General features: G+C 53.2%; 22 protein-coding genes. 10 read left to right on the forward strand and 12 right to left on the reverse strand.

The window, feature by feature from the left end; genetic code table 11:
• Nucleotides 1-76: 76 nt before the first annotated feature.
• The 3 genes from EA20_RS0113730 (at nucleotide 77) to fetB (ending at nucleotide 4236) form a co-directional block, all read left to right on the forward strand.
• Complete coding sequence (locus EA20_RS0113730) at nucleotides 77-2476, forward strand: glucose/quinate/shikimate family membrane-bound PQQ-dependent dehydrogenase (protein ID WP_024967378.1); 2400 nt, start codon at nucleotides 77-79, stop codon at nucleotides 2474-2476.
• Nucleotides 2477-2798: 322 nt separating this feature from the next.
• Entirely contained in the window at nucleotides 2799-3467 is a 669-nt protein-coding gene (gene fetA, locus EA20_RS0113735) for an iron ABC transporter ATP-binding protein FetA (protein ID WP_024967379.1), read from the forward strand.
• On the forward strand, nucleotides 3454-4236 hold the full coding sequence (gene fetB, locus EA20_RS0113740; protein ID WP_024967380.1) for an iron export ABC transporter permease subunit FetB: 783 nt from the start codon (nucleotides 3454-3456) through the stop codon (nucleotides 4234-4236). Before fetA ends, fetB begins: the two co-directional genes overlap by 14 nt.
• A 75-nt stretch (nucleotides 4237-4311) precedes the next feature.
• Here the strand turns inward: fetB and EA20_RS0113745 are convergent, their stop codons facing one another.
• The 4 genes from EA20_RS0113745 to EA20_RS0113760 all read right to left on the reverse strand — a co-directional run bounded on the left by EA20_RS0113745 (nucleotide 4312) and on the right by EA20_RS0113760 (nucleotide 7458).
• A complete protein-coding gene (locus EA20_RS0113745; protein WP_024967381.1) occupies nucleotides 4312-4566 on the reverse strand; it encodes a CsbD family protein in 255 nt (84 codons plus the stop codon).
• A 237-nt stretch (nucleotides 4567-4803) separates the two neighbouring features.
• Entirely contained in the window at nucleotides 4804-4953 is a 150-nt protein-coding gene (locus EA20_RS20315) for a DUF2474 domain-containing protein (RefSeq protein WP_071995418.1), read from the reverse strand.
• A gap of 68 nt (nucleotides 4954-5021) precedes the next feature.
• Nucleotides 5022-6029: a cytochrome d ubiquinol oxidase subunit II gene (gene cydB, locus EA20_RS0113755; RefSeq protein WP_024967382.1), complete on the reverse strand. Its 1008-nt coding sequence runs from the start codon at nucleotides 6027-6029 to the stop codon at nucleotides 5022-5024.
• Between the two features lies 1 nt (nucleotide 6030).
• A complete protein-coding gene (locus EA20_RS0113760) occupies nucleotides 6031-7458 on the reverse strand; it encodes a cytochrome ubiquinol oxidase subunit I (protein ID WP_024967383.1) in 1428 nt (475 codons plus the stop codon).
• 1556 nt (nucleotides 7459-9014) lie between these two features.
• Between EA20_RS0113760 and gntT the strand changes: the two genes are divergently transcribed.
• Nucleotides 9015-10331 carry a gluconate transporter gene (gntT, locus tag EA20_RS0113770; protein ID WP_024967384.1) on the forward strand — a complete coding sequence of 439 codons (1317 nt, stop codon included), beginning with the start codon at nucleotides 9015-9017 and terminating at the stop codon, nucleotides 10329-10331.
• Between the two features lie 497 nt (nucleotides 10332-10828).
• Nucleotides 10829-11932, forward strand: a complete 1104-nt coding sequence (locus EA20_RS0113775) for a hypothetical protein (protein WP_024967385.1) — start codon at nucleotides 10829-10831, stop codon at nucleotides 11930-11932.
• A 58-nt stretch (nucleotides 11933-11990) separates the two neighbouring features.
• Here EA20_RS0113775 and EA20_RS0113780 read toward each other — a convergent pair whose 3' ends face one another.
• On the reverse strand, nucleotides 11991-12236 hold the full coding sequence (locus tag EA20_RS0113780) for a hypothetical protein (protein ID WP_024967386.1): 246 nt from the start codon (nucleotides 12234-12236) through the stop codon (nucleotides 11991-11993).
• 1202 nt (nucleotides 12237-13438) lie between these two features.
• Here EA20_RS0113780 and pagP point away from each other — a divergent pair.
• The 5 genes from pagP to tatE all read left to right on the forward strand — a co-directional run bounded on the left by pagP (nucleotide 13439) and on the right by tatE (nucleotide 16329).
• The gene (gene pagP / locus EA20_RS0113790) at nucleotides 13439-14011 is read left to right on the forward strand and encodes a lipid IV(A) palmitoyltransferase PagP (protein ID WP_024967387.1); all 573 of its coding nucleotides are present in this window, start codon (nucleotides 13439-13441) and stop codon (nucleotides 14009-14011) included.
• A gap of 149 nt (nucleotides 14012-14160) precedes the next feature.
• Nucleotides 14161-14370, forward strand: a complete 210-nt coding sequence (gene cspE, locus EA20_RS20320; protein WP_004156612.1) for a transcription antiterminator/RNA stability regulator CspE — start codon at nucleotides 14161-14163, stop codon at nucleotides 14368-14370.
• 238 nt (nucleotides 14371-14608) lie between these two features.
• Nucleotides 14609-15043, forward strand: a complete 435-nt coding sequence (locus tag EA20_RS0113800; RefSeq protein ID WP_024967388.1) for a GNAT family N-acetyltransferase — start codon at nucleotides 14609-14611, stop codon at nucleotides 15041-15043.
• A gap of 107 nt (nucleotides 15044-15150) precedes the next feature.
• The gene (locus EA20_RS0113805; RefSeq protein WP_024967389.1) at nucleotides 15151-15939 is read left to right on the forward strand and encodes a deaminated glutathione amidase; all 789 of its coding nucleotides are present in this window, start codon (nucleotides 15151-15153) and stop codon (nucleotides 15937-15939) included.
• 183 nt (nucleotides 15940-16122) lie between these two features.
• On the forward strand, nucleotides 16123-16329 hold the full coding sequence (tatE, locus tag EA20_RS0113810; protein WP_024967390.1) for a twin-arginine translocase subunit TatE: 207 nt from the start codon (nucleotides 16123-16125) through the stop codon (nucleotides 16327-16329).
• 111 nt (nucleotides 16330-16440) lie between these two features.
• On the opposite strand, the gene lipA is transcribed toward tatE, so the two are convergent.
• The 7 genes from lipA to mrdA all read right to left on the reverse strand — a co-directional run bounded on the left by lipA (nucleotide 16441) and on the right by mrdA (nucleotide 24258).
• Nucleotides 16441-17406 carry a lipoyl synthase gene (gene lipA, locus EA20_RS0113815; RefSeq protein WP_024967391.1) on the reverse strand — a complete coding sequence of 322 codons (966 nt, stop codon included), beginning with the start codon at nucleotides 17404-17406 and terminating at the stop codon, nucleotides 16441-16443.
• A 221-nt stretch (nucleotides 17407-17627) separates the two neighbouring features.
• Complete coding sequence (gene lipB, locus EA20_RS0113820; protein ID WP_024967392.1) at nucleotides 17628-18287, reverse strand: lipoyl(octanoyl) transferase LipB; 660 nt, start codon at nucleotides 18285-18287, stop codon at nucleotides 17628-17630.
• An 83-nt stretch (nucleotides 18288-18370) separates the two neighbouring features.
• Nucleotides 18371-18634 carry a DUF493 family protein YbeD gene (gene ybeD / locus EA20_RS0113825; RefSeq protein WP_024967393.1) on the reverse strand — a complete coding sequence of 88 codons (264 nt, stop codon included), beginning with the start codon at nucleotides 18632-18634 and terminating at the stop codon, nucleotides 18371-18373.
• Between the two features lie 142 nt (nucleotides 18635-18776).
• Nucleotides 18777-19988, reverse strand: a complete 1212-nt coding sequence (gene dacA, locus EA20_RS0113830; RefSeq protein WP_024967394.1) for a D-alanyl-D-alanine carboxypeptidase DacA — start codon at nucleotides 19986-19988, stop codon at nucleotides 18777-18779.
• Between the two features lie 141 nt (nucleotides 19989-20129).
• A complete protein-coding gene (gene rlpA, locus EA20_RS0113835) occupies nucleotides 20130-21227 on the reverse strand; it encodes an endolytic peptidoglycan transglycosylase RlpA (RefSeq protein ID WP_024967395.1) in 1098 nt (365 codons plus the stop codon).
• A gap of 11 nt (nucleotides 21228-21238) precedes the next feature.
• On the reverse strand, nucleotides 21239-22351 hold the full coding sequence (gene mrdB / locus EA20_RS0113840) for a peptidoglycan glycosyltransferase MrdB (RefSeq protein WP_024967396.1): 1113 nt from the start codon (nucleotides 22349-22351) through the stop codon (nucleotides 21239-21241).
• A 2-nt stretch (nucleotides 22352-22353) separates the two neighbouring features.
• Entirely contained in the window at nucleotides 22354-24258 is a 1905-nt protein-coding gene (gene mrdA, locus EA20_RS0113845) for a peptidoglycan DD-transpeptidase MrdA (protein WP_024967397.1), read from the reverse strand.
• Nucleotides 24259-24284: the final 26 nt, after the last annotated feature.

The raw sequence follows: 24284 nt of genomic DNA on the forward strand, positions 1-24284 counted from the left end.
AGATAAACCGGGTGTTTTTAACGATTTGGCTCAGGCGCTGAATCGAAGACGTTTACATTTTGGTAAGGTTCATACTATGCAAAGTAAAACACCGTTATCACGGATACTCGTGATTATTACGGCTGTATTTGCCGCTATCAGTGGATTATATCTGCTGATCGGGGGTATCTGGCTGGCAAAACTGGGCGGCTCGTTCTATTACATCATCGCCGGTGTGATTGAGCTGGCTGTCGCCTGGCTGCTGTTCCGTCGTCGCTCATCAGCACTGATGCTGTATGCGATATTCCTGCTTGGCACGCTGATCTGGTCCCTCTGGGAAGTGGGTTCCGATTTCTGGGCGCTGACGCCGCGTCTGGATGTCACTTTCTTCCTCGGCCTCTGGCTGATTCTGCCGTTTATCTATCGTGGCCTGAATCCGGGTAAAGCGTCACGGGGTTCACTGGCCGCCGTGCTGCTGGTAACGGTCATCGCACTGGCCTATTCGGTGTTCAACGATCCGCAAGTTATTAACGGTGAATTCAAACACGATCAGACGGCTAACGCTCAGGGCGCCACAGAGAGCGCAGAAGGCATCGCTGCCGGTGACTGGCCAGCCTATGGCCGTACCCAGGCGGGTACCCGCTATTCACCGCTGACGCAGATCAACGATAAAAATGTCGGACAGCTGAAAGAGGCCTGGACCTTCCAGACGGGTGACGTCAAGCGTCCAACCGATCCGGGCGAGATCACTAACGAAGTGACGCCTATCAAAATTGGGGACTCGCTCTATCTCTGCACCGCGCACCAGATCCTGTTCGCACTGGATGCGGCAACCGGTAAACAGAAGTGGAAATTCGATCCGCAGCTGAAAACCACGCCTGCGTTCCAGCATGTGACCTGCCGTGGTGTTTCGTATCATGAAACGCCGGATGTGGCTGCGCTGCCTGCGGGTAGCAAACCTGCACTCTGCTCACGTCGTATCATCCTGCCAGTTAACGATGGCAGCCTGTACGCACTGGATGCAGAAACGGGCGAACTCTGTCCGGAATTTGGTGAAAACGGCAAGCTGAACCTTCAGCAGAATATGCCAAACGCCCGCTCCGGCGCGTATGAGCCGACCTCTCCGCCGGTTATCACCGACAAAGTGATTGTGATGGCGGGCTCGGTGACCGATAACTACTCCACCCGTGAACCGTCCGGCGTGATCCGTGGTTTTGACGTCAACAGCGGTAAGCTGCTTTGGGCGTTCGATCCAGGTGCGAAAGATCCTAACGTCCTGCCTGGAGACGAGCAGCACTATGTCGCTAACTCACCTAACTCATGGGCGCCATCAGCCTATGACGCCAAACTGGATCTGGTCTACGTGCCGATGGGCGTCGGTACGCCAGATATCTGGGGCGGACACCGCACGCCGGAAATGGAGCGTTTTGCTAACGGCATGCTCGCGCTGAACGCCACCACCGGTAAGCTGGCCTGGTTCTATCAGACCGTTCATCACGATCTGTGGGATATGGACGTACCGGCCCAGCCAACGCTGGCGGATATCACTGACAAAGACGGTAATACCGTACCGGTTATTTATGTTCCGGCGAAAACCGGCGACATCTTTGTCCTGGATCGTCGTACCGGTAAAACGGTTGTTCCTGCGCCAGAAACCCCGGTTCCACAGGGTCCGGCGAAGGGCGATCGTCTGTCACCTACCCAGCCATACTCTAAGCTGACCTACCGTCCTGAGCAGCATCTGAGCGGTGCGGACATGTGGGGTGCAACGGTCTACGATCAGCTGGTCTGTCGGGTGATGTTCCACAGCCTGCGCTATGAAGGTCCGTTCACGCCGCCGTCAGAGCAGGGTACGCTAGTCTTCCCTGGCAACCTGGGCATGTTCGAGTGGGGCGGTATTTCTGTTAACACCGATCGCCAGATCGCGCTGACGAACCCAATGGCGCTGCCGTTTGTTTCCCGTCTGATCCCGCGCAGTCCAGAGAACCCACTCTGGCCGGACGAGTCAGACAAAGGCGGTACCGGTTCCGAAACGGGCGTTCAGCCGCAGTATGGTGTGCCTTTCGGCGTCACGCTGAATCCGTTCCTTTCTCCGTTTGGTCTTCCTTGTAAACAGCCGGCCTGGGGATACATCTCCGCGGTCGATTTGAAAACCAACGACATCGTCTGGAAGAAACGTATCGGTACCGTACGCGACAGCTCTCCGCTGCCACTGCCGTTCAAGATGGGTATGCCAATGCTGGGCGGCCCAATCTCCACGGCTGGTAACCTGATGTTTATCGCGGCGACTGCAGATAATTATCTGCGTGCGTTCAACGTGAACAACGGTGAAAAACTGTGGGAAGGCCGTCTGCCAGCAGGCGGGCAGGCGACGCCAATGACTTATGAAGTCAACGGCAAGCAGTATGTGCTGATTATGGCTGGCGGCCATGGCTCCTTTGGTACCGACATGGGTGACTATGTGGTTGCCTATGCGCTGCCGGATGACGCTAAGTAAGAGTCTACCGGGCGGCGTTTAACTCGTCCCCGGCAAACCGTTACTGGCATCTCGCCGAAAATAATAAAGACGATCCCTTCGGGGATCGTTTTTTTATTGCTGACAAATCTCAAGCCAAGGGAACCGGAACAGGCGTAAAGCGTTACGCACCACGAGGGGCGCAGGTCGGGCTATCAGTGAGAAGGTTTTTCTCCATTCAGTTATTAATGTTCCGGCGTGGTATCAGCTTTAATCAGAGCTTCCTCCATCCTGTCGCCATAGCGGAATTTGCCGGAATTTAGGGTTATGATCGGAGCCTGTCTTTTTTCAGGATGAAACTATAATGTCGAACTCTTCGCCTCTGCTTGAGGTGCAGGATGTGGGCTATCAGCTGGGCGGCACCACGCTGCTGAAGCCCGTTTCACTCACGTTGAATGTGGGTGAGTATTTACTGATAACCGGCCCTTCCGGCAGTGGTAAAAGCACGTTGCTAAAAATCATCGCCTCGCTTATCGATGCCACCCAGGGGAGGATCTTTTTCAAAGGCCAGCCTGCGGCAGCCATGCGGCCAGAATTCTGGCGCCAGCACATTTCCTACTGCTTTCAGTCGCCGGTGTTGTTTGGCGAAACCGTCTATGACAACCTTGCGCTACCCTGGCAGATACGCCAGCAGAGCGTTAAGGACGATGCGCTGAGGCGCGACCTGGAGAAGGTGGAGTTGCCCGCGGATATGCTGCATAAAAGGATCGGGCAGCTTTCAGGTGGTGAGAAGCAGCGGGTGGCGCTGCTGCGGCATCTGCAATTTTTACCGGATGTGCTGTTGCTCGATGAGATAACCAGCGCGCTGGATGAAGAGAACAGGGCGCGCATCGATCGCCTGATCGCCGGTCTGGTAAAGGAGAAGGGCGTAGCGGTGATCGCAGTCAGTCACCAGAGCAAGGAGATTGCAGAGGCTGCAAACGTAGTGACTTTACCCCCGCCAGAAAGAGGAGAAGCTGATGGATCAGCATGATATTACCAATGAGTCACTGGTGCTGGCGCTGATGCTGGTGGCGATCGCCCTGATTGTCAGCAGGAAGGAGCGACTGGGGCTGGAAAAGAGCATTCTCTGGAGCGTGACGCGCGCCATCGTTCAGCTGATTATCATCGGCTATGTGCTGAAATCCATTTTTCAGCTGGATAATGGCTGGTTTACCCTGCTGATGGTGCTCTTTATCTGCGTAAATGCCGCCCTGAATGCCCGTAAACGCAGCCAGAATATGGAGGCTGCGCTGACGATCTCTTTTATTGCAATAACGCTGAGTACAACGCTTACGCTCCTGATCCTTATCCTCAGCGGGGCGATCAAGTTTGTGCCGATGCAGGTCATTCCGCTCTCTGGCATGATTGCCGGTAACGCGATGGTGGCAGTAGGCCTGTGCTACAGCAATCTTAATCAGCGCTTTCGGGATAACCGGCAGCAGATTCTGGAAAGGCTCAGCCTTGGCGCATCCATAAAGATGGCCACCGGCGGGCTGCTTCGTGACAGCATCCGCGCCGCGATGATCCCGACAGTGGATGCGGCGAAAACCGTCGGCATTGTCAGCCTGCCGGGAATGATGTCCGGGCTGATCTTTGCCGGTATCGATCCGGTAAAGGCGATCAAATATCAGATTATGGTGACCTTTATGCTCCTCGGTACGGCCAGCCTTTCAACGATTATCGCAGGCTACCTCTCCTACAGACGTTTTTACACGCCGCGGGCGCAGCTGAAAGCGGAAAAATATCGGGAGGAAGTCTGAATCTCAGGCATAAAAAAGGCCGACATCGTCGGCCTTTTCAGCGGTGAGCGTGAAAGTAAATCACGCCCTGGCAACCTAGCGGCGACCAAAAATTTTCGCGGCCAGGAAGCCTACGCCAGCGGCGATCGCCAGCGATACAAAAGGAGAATCCTGCGTTTTCGTCTTCACGCAGTCCAGAGCATCATCAACGGCGTAGCTGGCTTTTGCCGCATTCTGACGCACTTTCCCTTTAAACTCATGCTCCGGTGAGTCAGTGGCTTTGCCAAACTGCTCCTGGCCCAGACCTACTGCTTCATCAGCTTTATCGTTGGCTTTGTCTAACAGACTCATGGTGCCTCCTTCTAAATGAAATGATTTCCTCTGGGTGAACATTAAGCGTAGACCATCCTGCAAAGCTTACCGCTGCGGTTATGTGTAAAAATATGACAGTGCGGTGACGGGCGCGGTGAGGAGTTCGCTAAGGGGATCGCCAGCGTGCAGCCTGACCGACGCTGGCTGACGCCGGCGATCCCGATGATCGGCGCAATAAAAAAGCCGACATTGCTGTCGGCTTATTCTTTCCGGCGATCAGTGTGATTTCATGCCCGCCGCTGTCATCATCATGCGAAATAGCGTCGCTACTACAGTGAGGGCCAGTATGCTTCCGGCATAGATAACCACCATCCACAAAATACGTTTCCACACCGGGGACTTTGGCGTCTGCTCAGTTTCAGTCATGTTGTTCTCCTGTTATACCTGACGACTCTTCCGGGCCATCAAGGACCGGAAGAGGCCGGACTCAGCAATCAGTGATAACCTTCGTCTGGTTTAATTTTTCCGCGGAACACGTAGTAGCTCCAGAAGGTATAAACCAGGATAACCGGAATGATCAGCAAGCCGCCCACCAGCATAAAGCCCTGACTCTGTGGCGGAGACGCTGCCATCCAGATGGTGATATCAGGCGGAATGATGTTTGGCCAGATGCTGATGCCAAGCCCGGTAAAGCCCAGGAAAACCAGAGCGAGCGTCAGCAGAAACGGCGAATAGTGCGCGTGGCGCTTCAGCGCACGCAGCAGCGACCAGGCCACCAGCAGCACCAGCACCGGCACCGGCAGGAACCAGAACAGGTTAGGCAGCGTAAACCAGCGCTGCATAATGTTCGCATGCTGCAACGGCGTCCAGACGCTTACCACGGCAATGATCGCCAGCAGGACCAGCAGCAGCGGTTTGGTCAGGGCGGTCATTTTACGGTGCAGCTCGTTCTCGGTTTTCATAATAAGCCAGGTGCTGCCCAGCAGGGCATAGGCGACCACCAGACCCAGACCGCAGAAGAGCGCAAACGGCGTCAGCCAAAGCAGCTCCGGCCCGCTGTAGGTACGATTAGTGACCTCGAAGCCGTTGATGAAGGAGCCGAGCACCACACCCTGACTGAAGGTGGCAATAAATGAACCGGCGATAAAGGACTTATCCCAGAACGCGCGATGCTCTTCTGTCGCCTTAAAGCGGAACTCAAAGGCGACGCCGCGAAAGATCAGGCCAATCAGCATGATGGTCAGTGGCACCGACAGCGCATCGATAATCACGGCATAAGCCAGCGGAAAGGCGCCGAAAAGTCCGGCACCACCCAGCACCAGCCAGGTTTCATTACCATCCCACACGGGCGCAACGGTGTTTACCATCATGTCGCGCTCACCGGCATCTTTATTAAACGGAAACAGAATGCCGATGCCCAGGTCGAAACCATCCATAACGATATACATCAGAGTCGAGAAGACGATGATGGCGAACCAGATAATTGAGAGATCGATACCCACGTTATTTCCCCTCTTGTTCCGGCGTGGTGATTTTTTCCTTCACGGCTGACAACGGACGTGCTGGCGTATGCCGCGTACCCGGACCGCCTTCAGTGTCGTCAGTACCTTCGCCCTGCTTCGGCCCTTTCTTAATCAGGTTTATCAGATAGATATAGCCCACGCCGAACACCGATGAATAGACGAGAATAAAGGCGAGCAGGCTGAGGCTCATATGCATTTCGCCGTGCGCTGATACCGCATCACGCGTACGCATCAGACCATAAACCACCCAGGGCTGGCGGCCTATTTCGGTCGTAAACCAGCCGGCAAGAATGGCGATCACGCCCGAGGGACCCATCAGCAGCGCAAACCACAGGAAGGGGCGTGAGGTATAGAGCCGGTCCCGGTAGCGCAGCCAGAGGCTGATCGTGCCCAGCAGTATCATCAGCAAGCCCAGCGCGACCATGATGCGGAATGACCAGAAGATAATGGTCGAGTTCGGGCGGTCTTCTTTTGGAAAGCTTTTCAGCGCCGGGATCTGCTTGTCGAGGCTGTGGGTCAGAATCAGACTGCCGAGATAGGGGATTTCCACGGCATATTTTGTTCTTTCCTCCTCCATATCCGGCAGCCCGAAGAGGATCAACGGCGTCGGTTCATTGGCGACATTCTCCCAGTGCCCTTCAATAGCGGCAATTTTGGCAGGCTGATGCTTCAGCGTATTCAGGCCGTGAGCATCGCCAATCATCGCCTGAATGGGGGCGACGATCAGCGCCATCCACATCGCCATGGAGAGCATTTTGCGAATGGCCGGCGTGTCGTTTTTCCGCAGAAGGTGCCAGGCGGCTGAAGCGCCGACGAAAAAGGCACTGGCAAGGAAAGCGGCGGTCGACATATGCAGCAACCGGTACGGGAATGACGGGTTAAAGATAATCTTGAACCAGTCCACCGGAATGACGATGCCATCCTGAATAGCATAGCCCTGCGGCGTGTGCATCCAGCTGTTAGAAGCGAGTATCCAGAAGGTGGAGATAAGCGTGCCCAGCGCCACCATGCAGGTAGCGAAGAAATGCAGGCCTGGCCCCACGCGATTCCAGCCAAACAGCATGACGCCCAGGAAGCCCGCTTCGAGGAAGAAGGCGGTCAGCACTTCATAGGTCAGCAGGGGGCCGGTCACGCTACCGGCAAACTGTGAGAAGCCGCTCCAGTTGGTGCCGAACTGATAGGCCATCACCAGGCCGGAGACGACCCCCATGCCGAAGTTGACCGCAAAGATTTTTGACCAGAAGTGATAAAGGTCGCGATAATCCTGATTTCTGGTTTTCAGCCACAGACCTTCCAGCACCGCCAGAAAACTGGCGAGGCCGATAGTGATAGCCGGGAAGATGATATGGAAGGAAACGGTGAACGCGAATTGTATCCTTGCCAGCAGAAACGCATCTAATTCAAACATTGCTTACCTCTATCTAACATAAACTGTCCTTTCTTTTATTATTTACCCGTTATCGATCCGCGGCTGCATAGCCAGCATTAGCCGTACGATTGCGGGATAATTTCATCGAAGTTTGATCCTGGGACCAAAGCAGGTGAAGGAGAAGAAACAGTAAGTGTTTTCTTACCTATAACAGCATAGATCTTTGCGAAGAATTGTTTCTCTTTTTCGTTAAATAATTTTTATTTGTTGTTAACGCAATTATTCCTGCTGGCATTTGTTTGTAAAGGGAATGTTTTCGATAGGATTTTTTTTGGCAGAGGAATGGTGCAAAGAGATAAGCGAAGCGGAAAACCGGGAGCGTACTTGTTACTTTATTGATAACGCCTGAGAAGAGTTTACCCTGACTTTTTTAGCAGAGAAGTTGGCCACCTGAAGACTTTACGACTGGATCGGCGGGATGAGAAGGGTTTGTAAATGTGAGCGGCTTGTTACACCGCGTGGCAGCGCATTGCTACCAGGCGGCAGTAGTGATTCTGTAAGCCTTCAGCGCGAGAATTAAGGCTTGTTCAAACGAAGGTAATGTTAAAATTTCATGACGTAATCAGTTTCGTCTTGAATTGTTTTGTTACATTTTTGGCCGGGATAAACGCAGCTATTATTGTTTCAGATCAGGGTTTTTATCCTATATGTCATACCTCTTTATCAGGCCGGCATCGGAGCGCTTTCCGGGAGGCATCAGCGAGTCAGACCGGCTACTCAGCAAATCAATTTGCGTAAGCAACGCCAAAAGAGGGACTGTAGAAAGTAAATAGCCTGATAAGTAATGGATAATATAAGATTTAATCGTGACGTAACTCACGCCGGGTCCACCATTAACTACGCCAACTTTTCACGTTATCACCGTTTTAGGGCTTTTCAGGTGGCAAGCGTTTTTCCCGGTCAGCGCCAGTCATGCGTTGAGTTCTCTGTTAGCGCCATCGCCGTGAGAGCGGCAGGATATTACGCCACGGCGGAACTGAGTTATTATCTGGCTTAATTTTTTGATTCGCAATCTCATCATGTTATTGCTGATGGTTGTAAGAAATAACAACATATTAGCTAAGAAAGGTTCGTTATTACGCCGCTTTACCTCTACAGGCGCAGCATTATGGTGCGTTTGCTGTCAGCGGATTGCGCTTTCAGCCATGCCGCATCCGGCTGTAAGGCCGCCATAGGCTATCGGACACTGTGCGATAAGCTGAAAAGTGCCATTCAAAGATGAACCAGCAGAAAGGATAAGATAAACTGTTAGCTCCTCTCTCTCAGTGAATCGCTGAATGCGATGCCGCTGCGTGCTGGCAAGCTGCGCACATCGCTGTTCAGCATACTGCAAAGTTTGATCTCCATCCCAAAATGTAAATTTCCTGTTGGCACGCCGTTTCCGTAGTGGGATGTTACCGTTAACATGTTCCCGGTAACAACACCAGAGTAAGGCTCTGCTACCCTCAAACAACGATCCGCTGCCGCTGAGCAGTACGGGAAAAATAACGTAAGTCTGCCTGCCGGGCAGGCTATACGCACCGGAGAAGAAAATTATGCCTTTAGTCATTGTTGCGATCGGCGTCCTGCTGTTGCTGCTGCTGATGATACGATTCAGACTGAACGGATTTATTGCGCTTATCCTGGTTGCGCTGGCGGTGGGTGTCATGCAGGGCATGCCGGTCAATAAAGTGATTGACTCGATCAAAGCAGGCGTAGGCGGCACCCTCGGCGGTCTGGCGCTGATCATGGGATTTGGCGCGATGCTGGGCAAATTGCTGGCCGACTGTGGCGGGGCGCAGCGTATCGCCACCACGCTGATTGCAAAGTTTGGTGAGAAACATATTCAGTGGGCGGTGGTGCTGACGGGCTTTACCGTTGGCTTTGCGCTCTTTTATGAAGTCGGCTTTGTACTGATGCTGCCGCTGGTGCTGACCATCGCCGCTGCGGCTCGTGTGCCGCTGCTGTTTGTAGGTGTGCCGATGGCCGCCGCGCTCTCCGTCACTCACGGTTTTTTGCCTCCTCACCCCGGCCCGACGGCTATTGCCACGCTGTTCCATGCTGATATGGGGAAAACCCTGCTTTTTGGTACCTTACTGGCAATTCCTACCGTTATTCTGGCAGGACCTGTATTTGCCCGTTTCCTTACAAAGATCGATAAGCCCATTCCTGAAGGGCTGTACAATCCAAAAACCTTTACCGAAGCAGAGATGCCAAGCTTTGGTGTCAGCGTCTGGACAGCGCTGGTGCCGGTGGTACTGATGGCGTTTCGTGCAGTGGCCGAGATGGTGCTGCCTAAGGGGCATGGCCTGCTCGCCTATGCGGAGTTTTTTGGCGATCCGATCATGGCGACGCTGATCGCCGTTCTTATCGCACTGTTTACCTTCGGGCTTAACCGTGGCCGCACCATGGATGAGGTCATGGAGACCCTGACCGAATCTATTAAAATTATCGCGATGATGTTGCTGATTATCGGCGGCGGCGGTGCGTTCAAGCAGGTGCTGGTAGACAGTGGCGTTGATAAATATATCGCTGCGCTGATGGAGGGAAGCAACGTCTCTCCGATTCTGATGGCCTGGTCTATCGCCGCTGCGCTGCGTATTGCGCTGGGCTCCGCCACGGTAGCTGCAATTACCGCTGGCGGTATCGTTGCACCTATCATCGCCACCACCGGCGTCAGTCCGGAATTGATGGTGATTGCGGTCGGTTCGGGGAGCGTGATTTTCTCACACGTTAACGATCCCGGTTTCTGGCTGTTCAAAGAGTATTTTAACCTGAGTATTGGTGAAACGATGCGGTCCTGGTCCGTGCTGGAAACCATTATCGCCGTGTGCGGTCTGGCAGGATGCCTGGCACTTCAGGCTGTGATCTGATCATTGTCAGTATGCCGTTCTATTAGCGGCATACTGTTCCTCTATTATCCTGTTGCGTTGTTCTTCTTTGTTCGCTGGCCGTTTTTTTCCCTGCCTGCTACAGATATCGCGCCATAAAATATATTTTTTTATGCCTGCCGGATTACTGCGCCTCCCTGGTTTTACCTTGTAAATTCAATCAGCTAATTACTGCGTATATAAAAACAGGGGCGTTTACCCGCCTTCTGTACAGCGGAAAAGGCTGAAAAGCGGGCGGGGCGTTGCCATAAATATCCTTTACTACGTATACTATCGCCTTGAAATTATTCTAGTTTTTAACTAAAGCCAAATTTCGACCGGGCCCGGATCGCATCCGATCTGATTATACTATTCCGCCGCTTCCGTAAGGCAGCAGGCCGTCCGGCGTATTTTTTATTTCCTTAACTGATGAGTTAACGGTTTGACACTCTTTTACCGCGAACAGGTTTGCGGGCAGCAGCTTTTGGGGACAAAGCAGTATGGAAAGTGAACAGAGTAATGCGAATAGCGTGCCTGAATTGAAATTCCAGGGGATCCCCCCGGAAGTCGTGCGGCTCGGAAAACGTCTTGCGGATACGAAATACCAGATAGATATGCTGGGGAAAAACGGCTGGGGTGAGCTGACCGGCAATCTGCATGGCCTGGAGGCCAGCGGCGAGTGGGATGGTCCAGATGATGCGCTCACTTTTTTCAGTAAAGTTTTTCCTTTCGCCCGACTGCCTGCGGAAACCGATCCGCTGGGCGTTTTTCAGGTGCCGACCGATCACGTCATTGGCCGCAGCTGGCGCTGGTGGCCTGAACATCTCAACGCTAACAGCGAGGCCCGTCTGGCTGAGCATCTCGATGGCCCTTTCGCGGCGGAAAGCACCTCTTTTTACTTTATCCCCTCGCTTGCAGTGCTGCTGGCGGCGCAGGGACAGAGCCGGGTTAACTATTGCCGTCAGCGACAGATTCCTTCTATGTCTGCCCGCATCAGCAATCTGGCTTACCCTCCAGCCGATCGTTTCCGTCTTTATCATGTCACGCGGGGAAATTCGCGGCAGAGCTGGGTGGTGCTTAACGACAGGTATCTCCAGCCTGTCCAGTGGCCGCGTATCACGCTGCCTGCGCTGAAAACCTACGGTGTACACAGCGGCAGCTGGCCGCTGACGTTTCCGCCCGTTAGCCGGGTTTTTGATGAACTTTATCAGCCTCAGCCGGCCGAAGATTTTATCGCGCCTTGTGTGGATCTGGAGACGCTTAAATCGACAATCCGTGCAGAAAATGAAGCGGAACGGCAGGCGGTAAAACCGGTCAAGATGGCGCTCAGCGATATGGATATTACCAATATCTGGCCGATCAGCATCACGCTCTCTTTCTTCTTTATTCTCTCTCTGGTGGTGGCGGGCGTGACGGCAGGAGAGGGATGGTCAGGAAACCTCAGTTTACTGATTTGTGGCATGGCAGGAAGCCTGTTGCTGTTCCTTGCCGCACCGGTCTTTCTGGTCAGCAGGCGACTGCACAGGAACTACGCGGTGAACGAACTGCCAGACGATGCGTCTGCGCTTGAGATAAAGCAAGCGGACGCACCCACGGACCAGTAAGCGTTTTTCCGCCGAAACGTGATGCAGAAAGGGCCTCTTGCAGAGGCCCTGCCATCGGTTAATGCGGTTGTTCAAACCCCGCTTTCACCATCTCTTCCCTGAAGGCATTCGCGATGGCGCGGTTGCCACCGGTAACGGGGAAGATAACATTATTCACCACATCATCCAGGTAATGTTCATTAAACTCCTGGCAAGCAAGCTGAGTTCCGCCTTCATCATTGATGGCGATCACCCCTTTGATATGATTACCGGCATTTTTTGCCTTCAGGCAGTATCTGCCCATGCTGCTGTTAATGGTGCTCATATGTTCTCCTTGTTAACCACTGGGAAAGTCATAGCAAGTGAGTCCATGGCAAATGACAGCAATAATTCTAGCCAGGGGCGACCGGGCCTTCTAAGAATTATCCTTAACTAAAGCGCAGAGCGTGACCGCTATCGCGAAAAATCCTAAAAAGTCAAACTCTGCTCATGATAACCATTTTGTTGAAGAAGCTACTCTCTGGCTTAGTTACTGCGTGTAAATCCTGACGGGGGGACAATCATAAATCGCGGAAAGAAAGCGTAACCGCAAATCTTCTTCTACACTTAAGTGGCTACATCTTAGTGACTTTTTAAATTTTGGCGAGGAAATGGAATGAAGATAATACTCTGGATCATTGCGATTATATTTATTGTGGGCCTGCTGACGCTGACCGGCGTGTTCAAAATTCTGTTCTAGGCGCCTCCCCGTAACGGGGAAGCCTCTCCCCGTTACCCCTTCGTCTGCGCCGTCATACTCTCTAATGGACGTTCACCGCTCTTGTTCTGAGCGACCTTTTTTTTACGCCGATACACAGGTCCTCCTGCCGCAGCGTAATAGGGGGTATCCGTCAATGTCATCGGTTTATGGCAATTCGCACAAACTGCGCCATGATGATTGCCGTAGCGGCAACCGCGAGTTGAAAACACAAATTTACCACATCCACATCTTCCGCAGCGCATAATCACGACACGTTCTCCCTTACGTCAGAAATCTGCTACTTGATCCTGATTTATCTTATCAAAATAAGATTATTAAATGATAAATGTTATTTATTAATTTTTAATGTGGACATTCACCTCTAACAACTTGATTTTAAAATACTCACAGTAATGCTGTGGATACAAAGTGCGCAAAAACACGATAAAAATTACTTCTTTATTGCTGATTTTTTCCTTTTTAATGTGATAAATGCCAACTTTTCTCTGGGATAACGCAGGCGTTTTTGTGCTTTAGTCACTTTACGTGATTGTGATGTTTGTTGTGAATTACATGTTATTTAAAAGGGGTTGATAGGAGATATTACTTAGGAGTTAAGCATTAAAGCTCTGAATGTTTCCAGTATATTGACAGGCATTGTTAAGAAAAAGATAAGTCTATTTATTGAGCGTTCAAGTTGCGGGTTTTACACTTAAACGATTCGGGAACCGGTTTTTATTAGCCGGTTTTATCATCCTTATCGATCACACCCACTGGCATAGCACCGCATGAAGTTGACCATTACTCTACCTTTTATCCTGACCCTGTCCTTACTTACGGCTACAGGAGCGGCACAAGCCAAAACGCTGGGTGAAGGAATCGCCTATACGTGGCAATCCTTCAGCGATAAAGTCACTACGACCTGGAACGATCCGCAACAATATGACCTCTATGTGCCCGCTATCACATGGCATAACCGTGCGACATACGATCGTGAGCATATCAATAAGTACAATGAGCGACCCTGGGGAGCGGGAGGCGGCATTTCCCGCTACGACGAAAAGGGAAACTGGAACGGCCTCTACGTGATGGCGTTTAAAGATTCCTTTAATAAGTGGGAACCCTTTGGCGGCTACGGCTGGGAAAAAATCTGGCGCCCTGTCGAGGATCGGGACTTTCGCCTGGGTCTGGGCTACACAGCGGGTGTAACGGCACGCGATAACTGGAAATATATCCCGGTTCCGGCAGTGTTGCCCCTCGCATCAATAGGTTACAGTAAGGCCACTTTTCAGATGACCTACATTCCGGGCACGCACAATAACGGTAATGTTTATTTCGCCTGGTTCCGCTGGCAGTTTTAACGGCGGTGGGCAATAAAAATCGCTTCTGGCGGTAAAAAAGTCGACATTTATCACTTTTTCACAACTGACCACTGGACAAAAGCCTCGGCAATTGCTGTACTAACTGTCGACACAGTTTAGTGTCCATTTTTCATGTAAAGGTAATATAGATGTCTAAGATCAAAGGTAGCGTTAAGTGGTTTAATGAGTCCAAAGGATTCGGTTTCATTACTCCTGAAGATGGTAGCAAAGATGTGTTCGTACACTTCTCTGCCATCCAGAGCAACGGTTTCAAAACTCTGGCTGAAGGTCAGCGCGTAGAGTTCGAAATCACCAACGGTGCCAAAGGCCCATCTGCTGCTAACGTTGCCGCCATTTAAGTTATCAGACAGAATTCTAAAAACCCGCCGACTGGCGGGTTTTTTTTTGCCCTGCGCTTCCAGATCAAGAGAGAGCATAGTGCGTGTGTGGCTGTTGCCAGATAGCCTCTGAACCTGTCCCTACACGTTTCAACTTTCGTCACGCCTGAGTAAGGTTACCGGCTTGCGAATCTCTGATGACAGACTATAAGTGTTAAATTCCCCCTCATATTATGCAGACCCATGTCAGGAGAAAATGATGATAATCCGTTTCGCACAGGCGAGTGACAGTTTTGCCCTGAGTGCATTATTAGCTGAACTCGGCTATGAAGGGACGGAGTCATTCATCGACGACCGGCTTGAACAGCTTATTAACGATCGGATGGAGCGTCTGCTGATTGCTGAAGAGGGTAAAACCATTCTGGGCTTTCTTTCCCTGCATTTTATTCCTCAACTGGCGCTGCAGGGGGACTTTGCCCGCATCAGCTATTTCTGCATTGCCGAAGGCGAGAGGAGTAAAGGTACGGGGCATCAACTTCTTCAATATGCTGAAAAGCTGGCGCAGGAGCACGGCTGCGATCGTATGGAAGTCCACTGCAACGAGCATCGTATTAAGGGCAACGCCTTTTACAGGCGGGAGGGTTACCGTGAGGCGCCTTGTTATCTGATAAAGCTATTGTCAGGACGGGCTTAATCATCCCGATAGACCGCGATTCATTATTCTCGCGCAGCCTGTTAGCGGAAGATGCTGATATCAGATTGGCTTTCCGGCAAAATTTGCGCGCCTTTTGGGAGACAAACATGAAAGTGGCACTTGGGCAATTCGCCGTCAGTCGCGACTGGCGGGAAAATAGCCTGACCTGTACCGGACTGATGGCGCAGGCGCTGGTGGGAGAAGCCGATCTACTGCTGCTGCCTGAAGCCGTGCTGGCACAGGATATGAACGATCCCAGTCGGGTTATTGAGGCTGCTCAGCCGCTGGACGGCCCCTTCCTGAAAGCGATACTGGCCGCCAGCCAGGCTAATCAGCTAACCACTATCATGACCGTCCACGTTCCTGACCGGACGGGAAAAGTGATGAACGTGCTGATTGCAGTGCGGGCTGGCGAAATTATTGCCCGTTATGACAAGCTGCATCTCTATGATGCTTTTGCGATGCAGGAGTCGCGCAGGGTAACGGCAGGAAGTAAAATACCGCCACTGATCGAGGTGGCCGGAATGAAAGTCGGACTGATGACCTGTTATGACGTTCGCTTCCCCGAGCTGGCACGCCGGCTGGCGCTGGAGGGGGCTGAGGTACTGGTATTGCCGGCAGCCTGGGTCAAAGGCCCGCTAAAGGAGATGCACTGGGAGGTGCTGGTCACAGCGCGCGCGCTGGAAAATACCTGTTATATGGTTGCGGTTGGCGAATGCGGCCCACGAAACTGTGGAAACAGCCTGGTCGTCGATCCGCTGGGTGTCGCCATTGCTAAAGCCGGAGAATCGCCTGCACTGCTATTTGCCGGACTCGATCCGGCCCGTATTGCTCATGCGCGCAGCGTGCTGCCGGTGCTGCAAAATTGTCGCTTCGCATCGCCAGAACTGAAATGACCGGGCGGCGAGCTGTAGCGGAAGCGTTCCTTAACTCCAACCAGCCCGTCACAGGTTTTGGCTTTGCTTTAGCCTGAATAGTACTCTGTTACAGATTGGAGTTGTATTGAGCAACCGGCCGCGCGTTAATAGAGCCTGTAGAGATGACCACAATCTTATTCAGGTTACTAAAAGAAGGGATATATGGAAGGTTTCAGTATTGCCAAATTACTTATCATCGGTGCTCTGATCGTTTTACTCTTCGGAACTAATAAGTTACGTAGTCTCGGCGGGGATCTGGGTGCGGCGATAAAGGGCTTTAAAAAAGCGATGAGCGATGATGACGCTGTGACCACTAAAGCGCCAGTCGCTGAAGATAAGCCAGCCGGTCAGGTCGCGCATAAAGAGTAATTGCCTGGCGGGCAATAAAAAAACGGATGAACCGGTCATCCGTTTTTTTATGCATGGCCAAAAAGTGTAAATAACTGTAAATTCACGGGCAGCCTGTGCTACCTCAGGACGCTATTTTACTTCCAGCCCTTTTGCCTGCATATCCGCATGATAGGAGGAGCGGACGAAAGGACCGCAGGCAGCGTGGGTGAAGCCCATCTCCATCGCGGCCTCTTTCATCTCATCAAACTCCGCCGGGCTGACGTAGCGCTGCACTGGCAGATGGTGGCGGCTTGGCTGCAGATACTGACCTAAGGTCAGCATGGTCACGCCGTGACGGCGCAGATCGCGCATCACCTCAACGATCTCAGCATTGGTTTCACCCAGGCCGACCATCAGGCCCGACTTTGTCGGGACGTCAGGATGCGCTTCTTTGAAACGCTCAAGCAGTTTCAGCGACCATTCATAGTTGGCGCCGGGACGAACCTGACGGTAAACGCGTGGCACGTTTTCAAGATTGTGGTTGAAGACATCCGGCGGCGTAGCGGTAAGAATATCCAGTGCGCGATCCATACGCCCACGGAAGTCAGGGACCAGCGTTTCGATTTTGATCGTGGGGTTTTTAGCGCGAATGGCCGTGATACAGTCGGCAAAATGCTGTGCCCCACCGTCACGTAAATCGTCGCGGTCAACGGAGGTGATCACCACATAGCGAAGCCCCATATCGGCAATAGTCTGTGCGAGCTTTTCCGGCTCGTTGGCGTCTGGCGCAACCGGACGGCCGTGGGCCACGTCACAGAACGGACAGCGACGGGTGCAGATGGCACCCAGAATCATAAAGGTCGCCGTACCGTGGTTAAAACATTCTGCAAGGTTAGGGCAGGAGGCCTCTTCACAGACGGAGTGCAGGCCATTTTTTCGCATGGCGGCTTTGATGCCCTGAATGCGGCTGGAGTCAGCGGGAAGTTTGATTTTCATCCACTCCGGCTTGCGCAGTATCTCCGTGCGCTCGGTGACCACCGTTTTAACCGGGATCAGGGCCATTTTGTCTGCGTCGCGGTATTTTACGCCGCGTTCCATCTGAATGGGTTTACTCATAATCTTGCAAATTCCAGGTTGGCATGCGCTGAGGTCCGCATAAACTCAATGAGTTGTTGAACCGTCACTCCTCAGGATGGGGAATGACCGCATCGTGAATGCTTCAGATTGAGGGCTTCAACTTTTTTTGATAAAAGCGCAAAAATTATATCATCTCGCCGGGTCAGTTTCAGCCAGCCTGCGAGAGAATATGTGACGAAATTGTAAATCCGCACGTACGGTCACGTTGCAGGCAGCTGTTGACCCTCCAGCCAGCGGAGGCTCCCGATGCCGAGTAGTCTGGCAAAGTGCTCAATCAGCAGCGGCTGCACCTCCGCCAGCGTAGTGCCGGGTTTCAGCGCGCTCAGCTGCGTCATCTCCAGGCCCGCATAGCCACAGGGGTTGATGCGCAGAAAGGGCGTTAAATCCATATCCACATTCAGCGCCAGCCCGTGAAATGAGCAGCCATTGCGGATACGCAGACCCAGTGAGCAAATCTTCTTATCGTCCACATAGACGCCTGGCGCATCGGGACGGCTTTCCGCCACGACGTTAAATTGCGCGAGCGTGCTTATGACCGTTTGCTCCAGCGCAGTGACCAGCTGACGGACGCCCACTTTACGGCGCTTCAGATTGATCATCACATACATTACCTGTTGGCCGGGGCCGTGATAGGTCACCTGCCCGCCGCGGTCGCTTTGCATAACAGGAATATCACCGGGCGTCAGCAAATGCTCCGCCTTGCCTGCCTGACCCTGCGTAAATACAGGAGCATGTTCAACCAGCCAGATTTCATCGGGCGTCTCATCACTGCGTCGATCGGTGAAATGATGCATCGCCTGAGAAACAGGCGCCCAAGGCTGAAGGCCCAGTTGACGGATAAGTAGAGTATTCTGCGGCAAAACGCGTGGTCCGTTTGAAGAGTGAAGGGCAGTATAACGCCGACAGAGAGCAACAGCCAGATGCCCTCCGTCAGCTTTGATGCTTACAGCACCATACGAACAATTTCGATTTTACCCAATTCTTCATACAGCGTTTCCACCTGCTCAATGTGAGTGGCAGTAATAGTGATGGAAACGGAATGATAATTGCCTTTGCTGCTGGGCTTCACGTCCGGGGAGTAATCGCCTGGCGCGTGGCGCTGAACAACTTCCACAACTTGATCAACCAGTTCCGGCTGTGCAAGGCCCATTACTTTATAGGTAAAGGCGGTTGGGAATTCGAGCAGTTCTTTCAGGTTGGTTTTCATGGGTGGCTCCGGTAACGCAAAACAAAGACTCCCGCCGCAGCGGGAGTCTACAGATGCTTCAAATATGGGGGGCAATTATACCGAAATCAAGAGATGAATGCTGTTCTTAACGGGGCATACCTGCATTCGCTAGCCCGGCGGGTTAGCCGAACCAGTGATGGAACGTCAGCTTGATGTAGTCGATGATGCGGCCAAAGAAGCCGCCTTCAGGCATATCGTTCAGCACAACCAGCGGATGCTGCTCAATGGTTTTGCCATCAAGCTGGAAGTTGATGGTACCCACAACCTGATTTTTGGTTAACGGTGCATGAAGCTCAGTATTGCTCAGGGTATAGCTGGCTTTCAGATCTTTCATCCGTCCGCGAGGGATAGTCAGATAAACATCTTTTGCAACGCCCAGCTGCACGCGGTCGCTGTTGCCAAACCAGACCGGCTCGGAGGCAAACTCTTTCCCGGCCTTCAGCGGTGCCACGGTTTCAAAGAAGCGGAAGCCCCAGGTCAGCAGTTTCTTACTTTCGGTTTCACGGCCTTTATAGGTACGACCGCCCATCACTGCGGAAATCAGGCGCATCTGCCCTTCCGTTGCTGACGCGACCAGATTGTAACCCGCCGCATTGGTGTGGCCCGTTTTGATGCCGTCCACATGCAGGTTGGTGTCCCACAGCAGACCGTTACGGTTGGTCTGGCGGATATTGTTGTAGGTGAATTCTTTCTCTTTATAGACGGCATACTCATCCGGCACATCGCGGATAAGCGCCTGACCAATCAGCGCCATATCGCGCGCTGAGCTGTACTGCCCGTCAGCATCCAGGCCATGAACGGTCTGGAAATGGCTGTTTTTCAGGCCAAGCGCGTTCACGTAGTTGTTCATCAGCCCAACGAAGGCATCCTGGCTACCGGCGACATAATCCGCCATGGCCACACAGGCATCGTTGCCCGACTGCAGTACGATCCCACGAGTTAACTGGGAAACCGGCACCCGATCGCCTGGTTTAAGGAACATCAGCGAGGAGCCTTTGAACACCGGATTGCCCGTCGCCCAGGCATCCTTACCTACGGTTACAATATCATCCTGACTGATTTTCCCCGATTTAACGGCCTGACCGATAACGTAGCTGGTCATCATTTTCGTCAGGCTGGCCGGATCGCGACGCGCATCGGCATTTTTCTCGGCAAGCACTTTTCCTGAGTTATAGTCAATCAGGATGTAGGCTTCAGCATCAATGTCTGGCACGCCGGGGATCATAGTTTTGATATTCACGTCATCGGCGTGGGCAAAAGTGGTCAGGCTGAAAAGTATCAGCGATCCCGCCGTCAGGCGTTTGAGCATTTTAGGGGAAGTCAGATTGTTCATGTAAGGACTACAACATCCATGGGCTGAGTTAAAAAAGTGACCCACTATAGCAAAAGCACCCCAGACCGGCATCCGTCTTTACCTGCTTAAGGTTAGCAGATGTATCAAACTGTTAGCGGACACCGGTCTGGCGAAAAGTTGTTACAGTGCGTCTGGCGCAACGGCAGTAATAAAGGAAGCGTGGCCAGCCTCGCTGGTGAGGCGCTGTTGCAGAGCGCTGGCCTGCTGTCGGGAGGTAAACCGGCCAAGCTGAACGCGATAAACCTCTCCCTGATGGCTTACCGCACCTGGCACACCGAATTGTTTGCTGAGGGATTCCATCAACGCTTTAGCACGAGCACCATCGCGCAGCGCACCGACCTGTACCGCGAAGTTACCTGAAGCCGGAGACGGCTGGCTGGTCACTGCCGCCGCCGCGGATGTCGCCACGACAGGCGCCGCCGTTTCAGGCGACTCAATAACCCCATCGCGCAGGGGTTGCGGCGCGCCCAGGAAGCCGTTGCTGCGAACCGGTGCGCCCATTCCCTCTTCGCTGTTAAGGCTGCTGTTCTCTACCGGACGAACATCTACAGCTTCGGTTGGCGACGTCACCCGCTGAGCAGCAGCCGTTGCTGCGCCGCCGCCCATGACGGTCATTCCGCCGCCAATATCTGGACGGGGCGGCAGCGCATAGCTTTGCTTAGCGACGCGGGTACCAATGGTGCCGGGACCGGAAAGCGTACCGTCGGGAGCCACGCTGATGTAGTCAACCTTAACACGGCTGTTATTGGAGATATTCAGCCGGTCGCCTGCCGCCCTGGAAAGGTCAATGATGCGGCCTGGGGTAAAGGGGCCGCGATCGTTGACGCGAACGACAAGCTGGCGGCCATTCGCCAGGTTGGTGACGCGGACATAGCTGGGCAGCGGCAGCGTGGGATGCGCGGCGGTCAGGGCTTCAGGATCAAACTGTTCCCCGGTGGCGGTCCGCTTGCCTTGCGCTTCTTCGCCGTACCAGGAAGCCAGACCCGTTTCGCTGAAGTTGGACGGATCTTTCACGATGCGCCAGCTCTTTCCATTGGCGCTATAGTCCTGGTTAGTGTCCGGATTGACGGGCTCGTAGCGTGGCTCCACGCCGCCGATCTCAACGACAGGGCCGTTATAGGTTGCCTGGTGTTGCGCTACCGGCGCCTGCTGCTCGCTGGTCGTACAGGCTGCAAGCAGCACCGACGCCAGGCTAATCCAAAGCCAATCCTTACGCATGTTCAAGCCTCTTAAACGCTTTTCGATAACAGTTTTCGGTGGGTGTGAATAGACATGATAATGCCAAACCCGGCCATCAGCACGATCAGGGCAGAGCCGCCGTAGCTGACCAGCGGCAGCGGAACCCCGACCACCGGCAGTATGCCACTCACCATGCCAATATTCACGAAGACATAGACAAAGAATATCAGCATCAGGCCGCCGGCCATCACCCGGCCGAAGGTTGTCTGGGCTCGTGCGGCCATCACCAGACCGCGCATGATCAGCAGAACATAGAGCAGCAGCAGCACCAGTACGCCGACTAAGCCCAGTTCTTCTGCCAGCACAGCGAAAATAAAGTCCGTATGCCGCTCCGGCAAAAACTCCAGCTGTGACTGGGTACCGTGAAGCCAGCCTTTGCCACGGAGACCGCCGGAACCGATAGCGATTTTAGACTGGATGATGTGGTAGCCGGCCCCGAGCGGATCGCTTTCGGGATCGAGCAGCATCATCACGCGATCCCGCTGATAATCATGCATCAGGAAAAACCATAAAATCGGGATAAACGCGGCGACCAGCGCCACGGCTATCGCGATCAGCTTCCAGCTCATGCCGGAAAGGAACAGCACGAAGAGGCCGGATGAGGCGATCAGGATCGAGGTGCCCAGATCGGGCTGTGCCGCAACCAGTAGCGTTGGCATAAAAATCAGTATCAGCGCGATGCCGGTATTTTTCAGTGTGGGAGGGCAAATATCCCGGTTGATAAAGCGCGCCACCATCAGAGGCACCGCAATTTTGGCAATCTCTGAGGGCTGGAAACGAACGATGCCCAAATCAAGCCAGCGCTGGGCGCCTTTACTGATATGGCCAAACGCATCCACGGCAATCAGCAGAATGACGCAAACGATATAGAGATAGGGCGCCCAGCCTTCATAAACGCGCGGCGGGATCTGGGCCATCACCAGCATGACGACAATACCTATCGCCACCTGGACAAGCTTACGTTCCATCATTCCGGGATCCTGCCCGCTGGCGCTCCACATGACCAGGGAGCTGAAAACCAGCAGCGCAACGATCAGCATAAAAAACAGCGGATCGACATGAATTCGGGTCCAGATAGTACGTTTCTGGTGACGATCATTCATGATTATTCACCCTCATAGCCTAACGGCACCGGAGCGGCGTCAGGCAGGTTGGTATTGTTATCCCCGAGCATAATGTGATCGAGAATCTGACGCATGATGGTGCCGACCGCCGGGCCTGCGCCGCCATTTTCCAGAATCATCGCGATCGCCACACGGGGGTTTTCATAAGGGGCGTAGGCCGTCATCAGCTTGTGGTCCCTCAGGTGTTCGGCAATTTTATGCGCGTTGTAGGTTTCATTCGCTTTCAGGCCATAGACCTGCGCCGTACCGGACTTCGCAGCGATTTTGTACGGGGCATCAGAGAAACTTTTCCGTGCTGTGCCGTTGGGGCGGTTTGCCACACCATACAGACCATCTTTGGCAATCTCCCAGTAGCCGGAATGGATATCGGCAATGGGAGCGGATTCCGGCTGGCGCCACGGCACCTGCACGTTATTCTCCACATAAGATTTCATCAGATGGGGCGTCTTGACGATGCCGTCGTTTATCAGCGTCATCATTGCCTTGTTCATCTGAAGCGGCGTGGCGGTCCAGTAGCCCTGACCGATACCGACCGGAATGGTATCGCCCTGATACCAAGGCTTTTTATAGCGTTTTAACTTCCATTCGCGGGTTGGCATATTGCCCGGCGTCTCTTCCGTCAGATCGATACCGGTAAGATGGCCATAGCCAAATTTACTCATCCACTCAGAGAGACGATCGATGCCCATGTCATAAGCGACCTGATAGAAGAAGGTATCCGCCGACTCTTCCAGCGATTTCGTGACGTTCAGGCGTCCATGGCCCCAGTGTTTCCAGTCACGGAAGCGTTTTTCAGAGCCCGGTAACTGCCACCAGCCGGGATCGAACAGGCTGGTATTTTTGGTGATTACACCGCTGGTCAGCGCGGAAACGGCGATAAAGGGCTTCACCGTAGAAGCCGGCGGATAGGCGCCCTGCGTGGTGCGGTTAATCAATGGCCGGTCAGGATCTTTAAGTAACCTGTTGTAATCCTTGCTGCTGATGCCGTCGACGAACAGATTCGGGTCGTAGCTGGGCATTGATACCAGGGCAAGGATGTCACCATTTCTGGGATCGGTGACCACCACGGCAGCACGGCTGCCAGCCAGAAGCGTTTCAATATATTGCTGTAGCTTCAGATCAATCGTCAGATAGATATCCTGACCGGCCTGGGGCGGCTGTTCATGGAGCTGACGGATCACGCGGCCACGGTTATTCACTTCCACTTCTTCGAAGCCGGTTTTGCCGTGCAGCATATCTTCGTAATAACGTTCAATTCCGAGCTTGCCGATATCATGCGTGGCGGCGTAGTTAGGCCATTTGCCCTCTTTATCCAGGCGTTCCACATCACGGTCGTTGATTTTAGAGACGTAACCCAGTACATGCGTCAGCGCTGAGTTATAGGGATAATAACGCCGCTGGTAGCCTTTCACTTCCACGCCGGGAAAGGCGTACTGATTGACTGCGAAGCGGGCGACCTGAACATCGTTCAGCCCTGTTTTAACCGGAATAGAGGTAAAGCGGCGGGAGCGTTTGCGCTCTTTTTCGAAAGCGGCAAGGTCTTCATCGGTCAGATCGACGATGGGCCGCAGCGCCTGCAACGTTTTTTGCAGGTCATCGACTTTTTCCGGCACCAGTTCTATCTGATAAATGGTTCTGTTCAACGCCAGCGGAATACCGTTACGGTCGTAAATAATACCGCGGCTGGGCGCAACCGGCACCAGCTTGATGCGGTTGGCGTTAGAACGGGTGCTGTAATCACTGTAACGAAGGATTTGCAGATGATACAGATTGGCCACAAGAAGCGATGAAAGCAGTAAAATTCCTGCAAAAGCGATCAGCGCCCGGCGAACAAACAGGGTCTGCTCGGCGGTATAGTCACGAAATGAGTTGCGTTTTAATTTCATCCGCTGCTTAAGTGTGTCCGGTTAAC

This window comes from Pantoea sp. IMH (assembly GCF_000599885.1).
GTDB lineage: Bacteria > Pseudomonadota > Gammaproteobacteria > Enterobacterales > Enterobacteriaceae > Erwinia.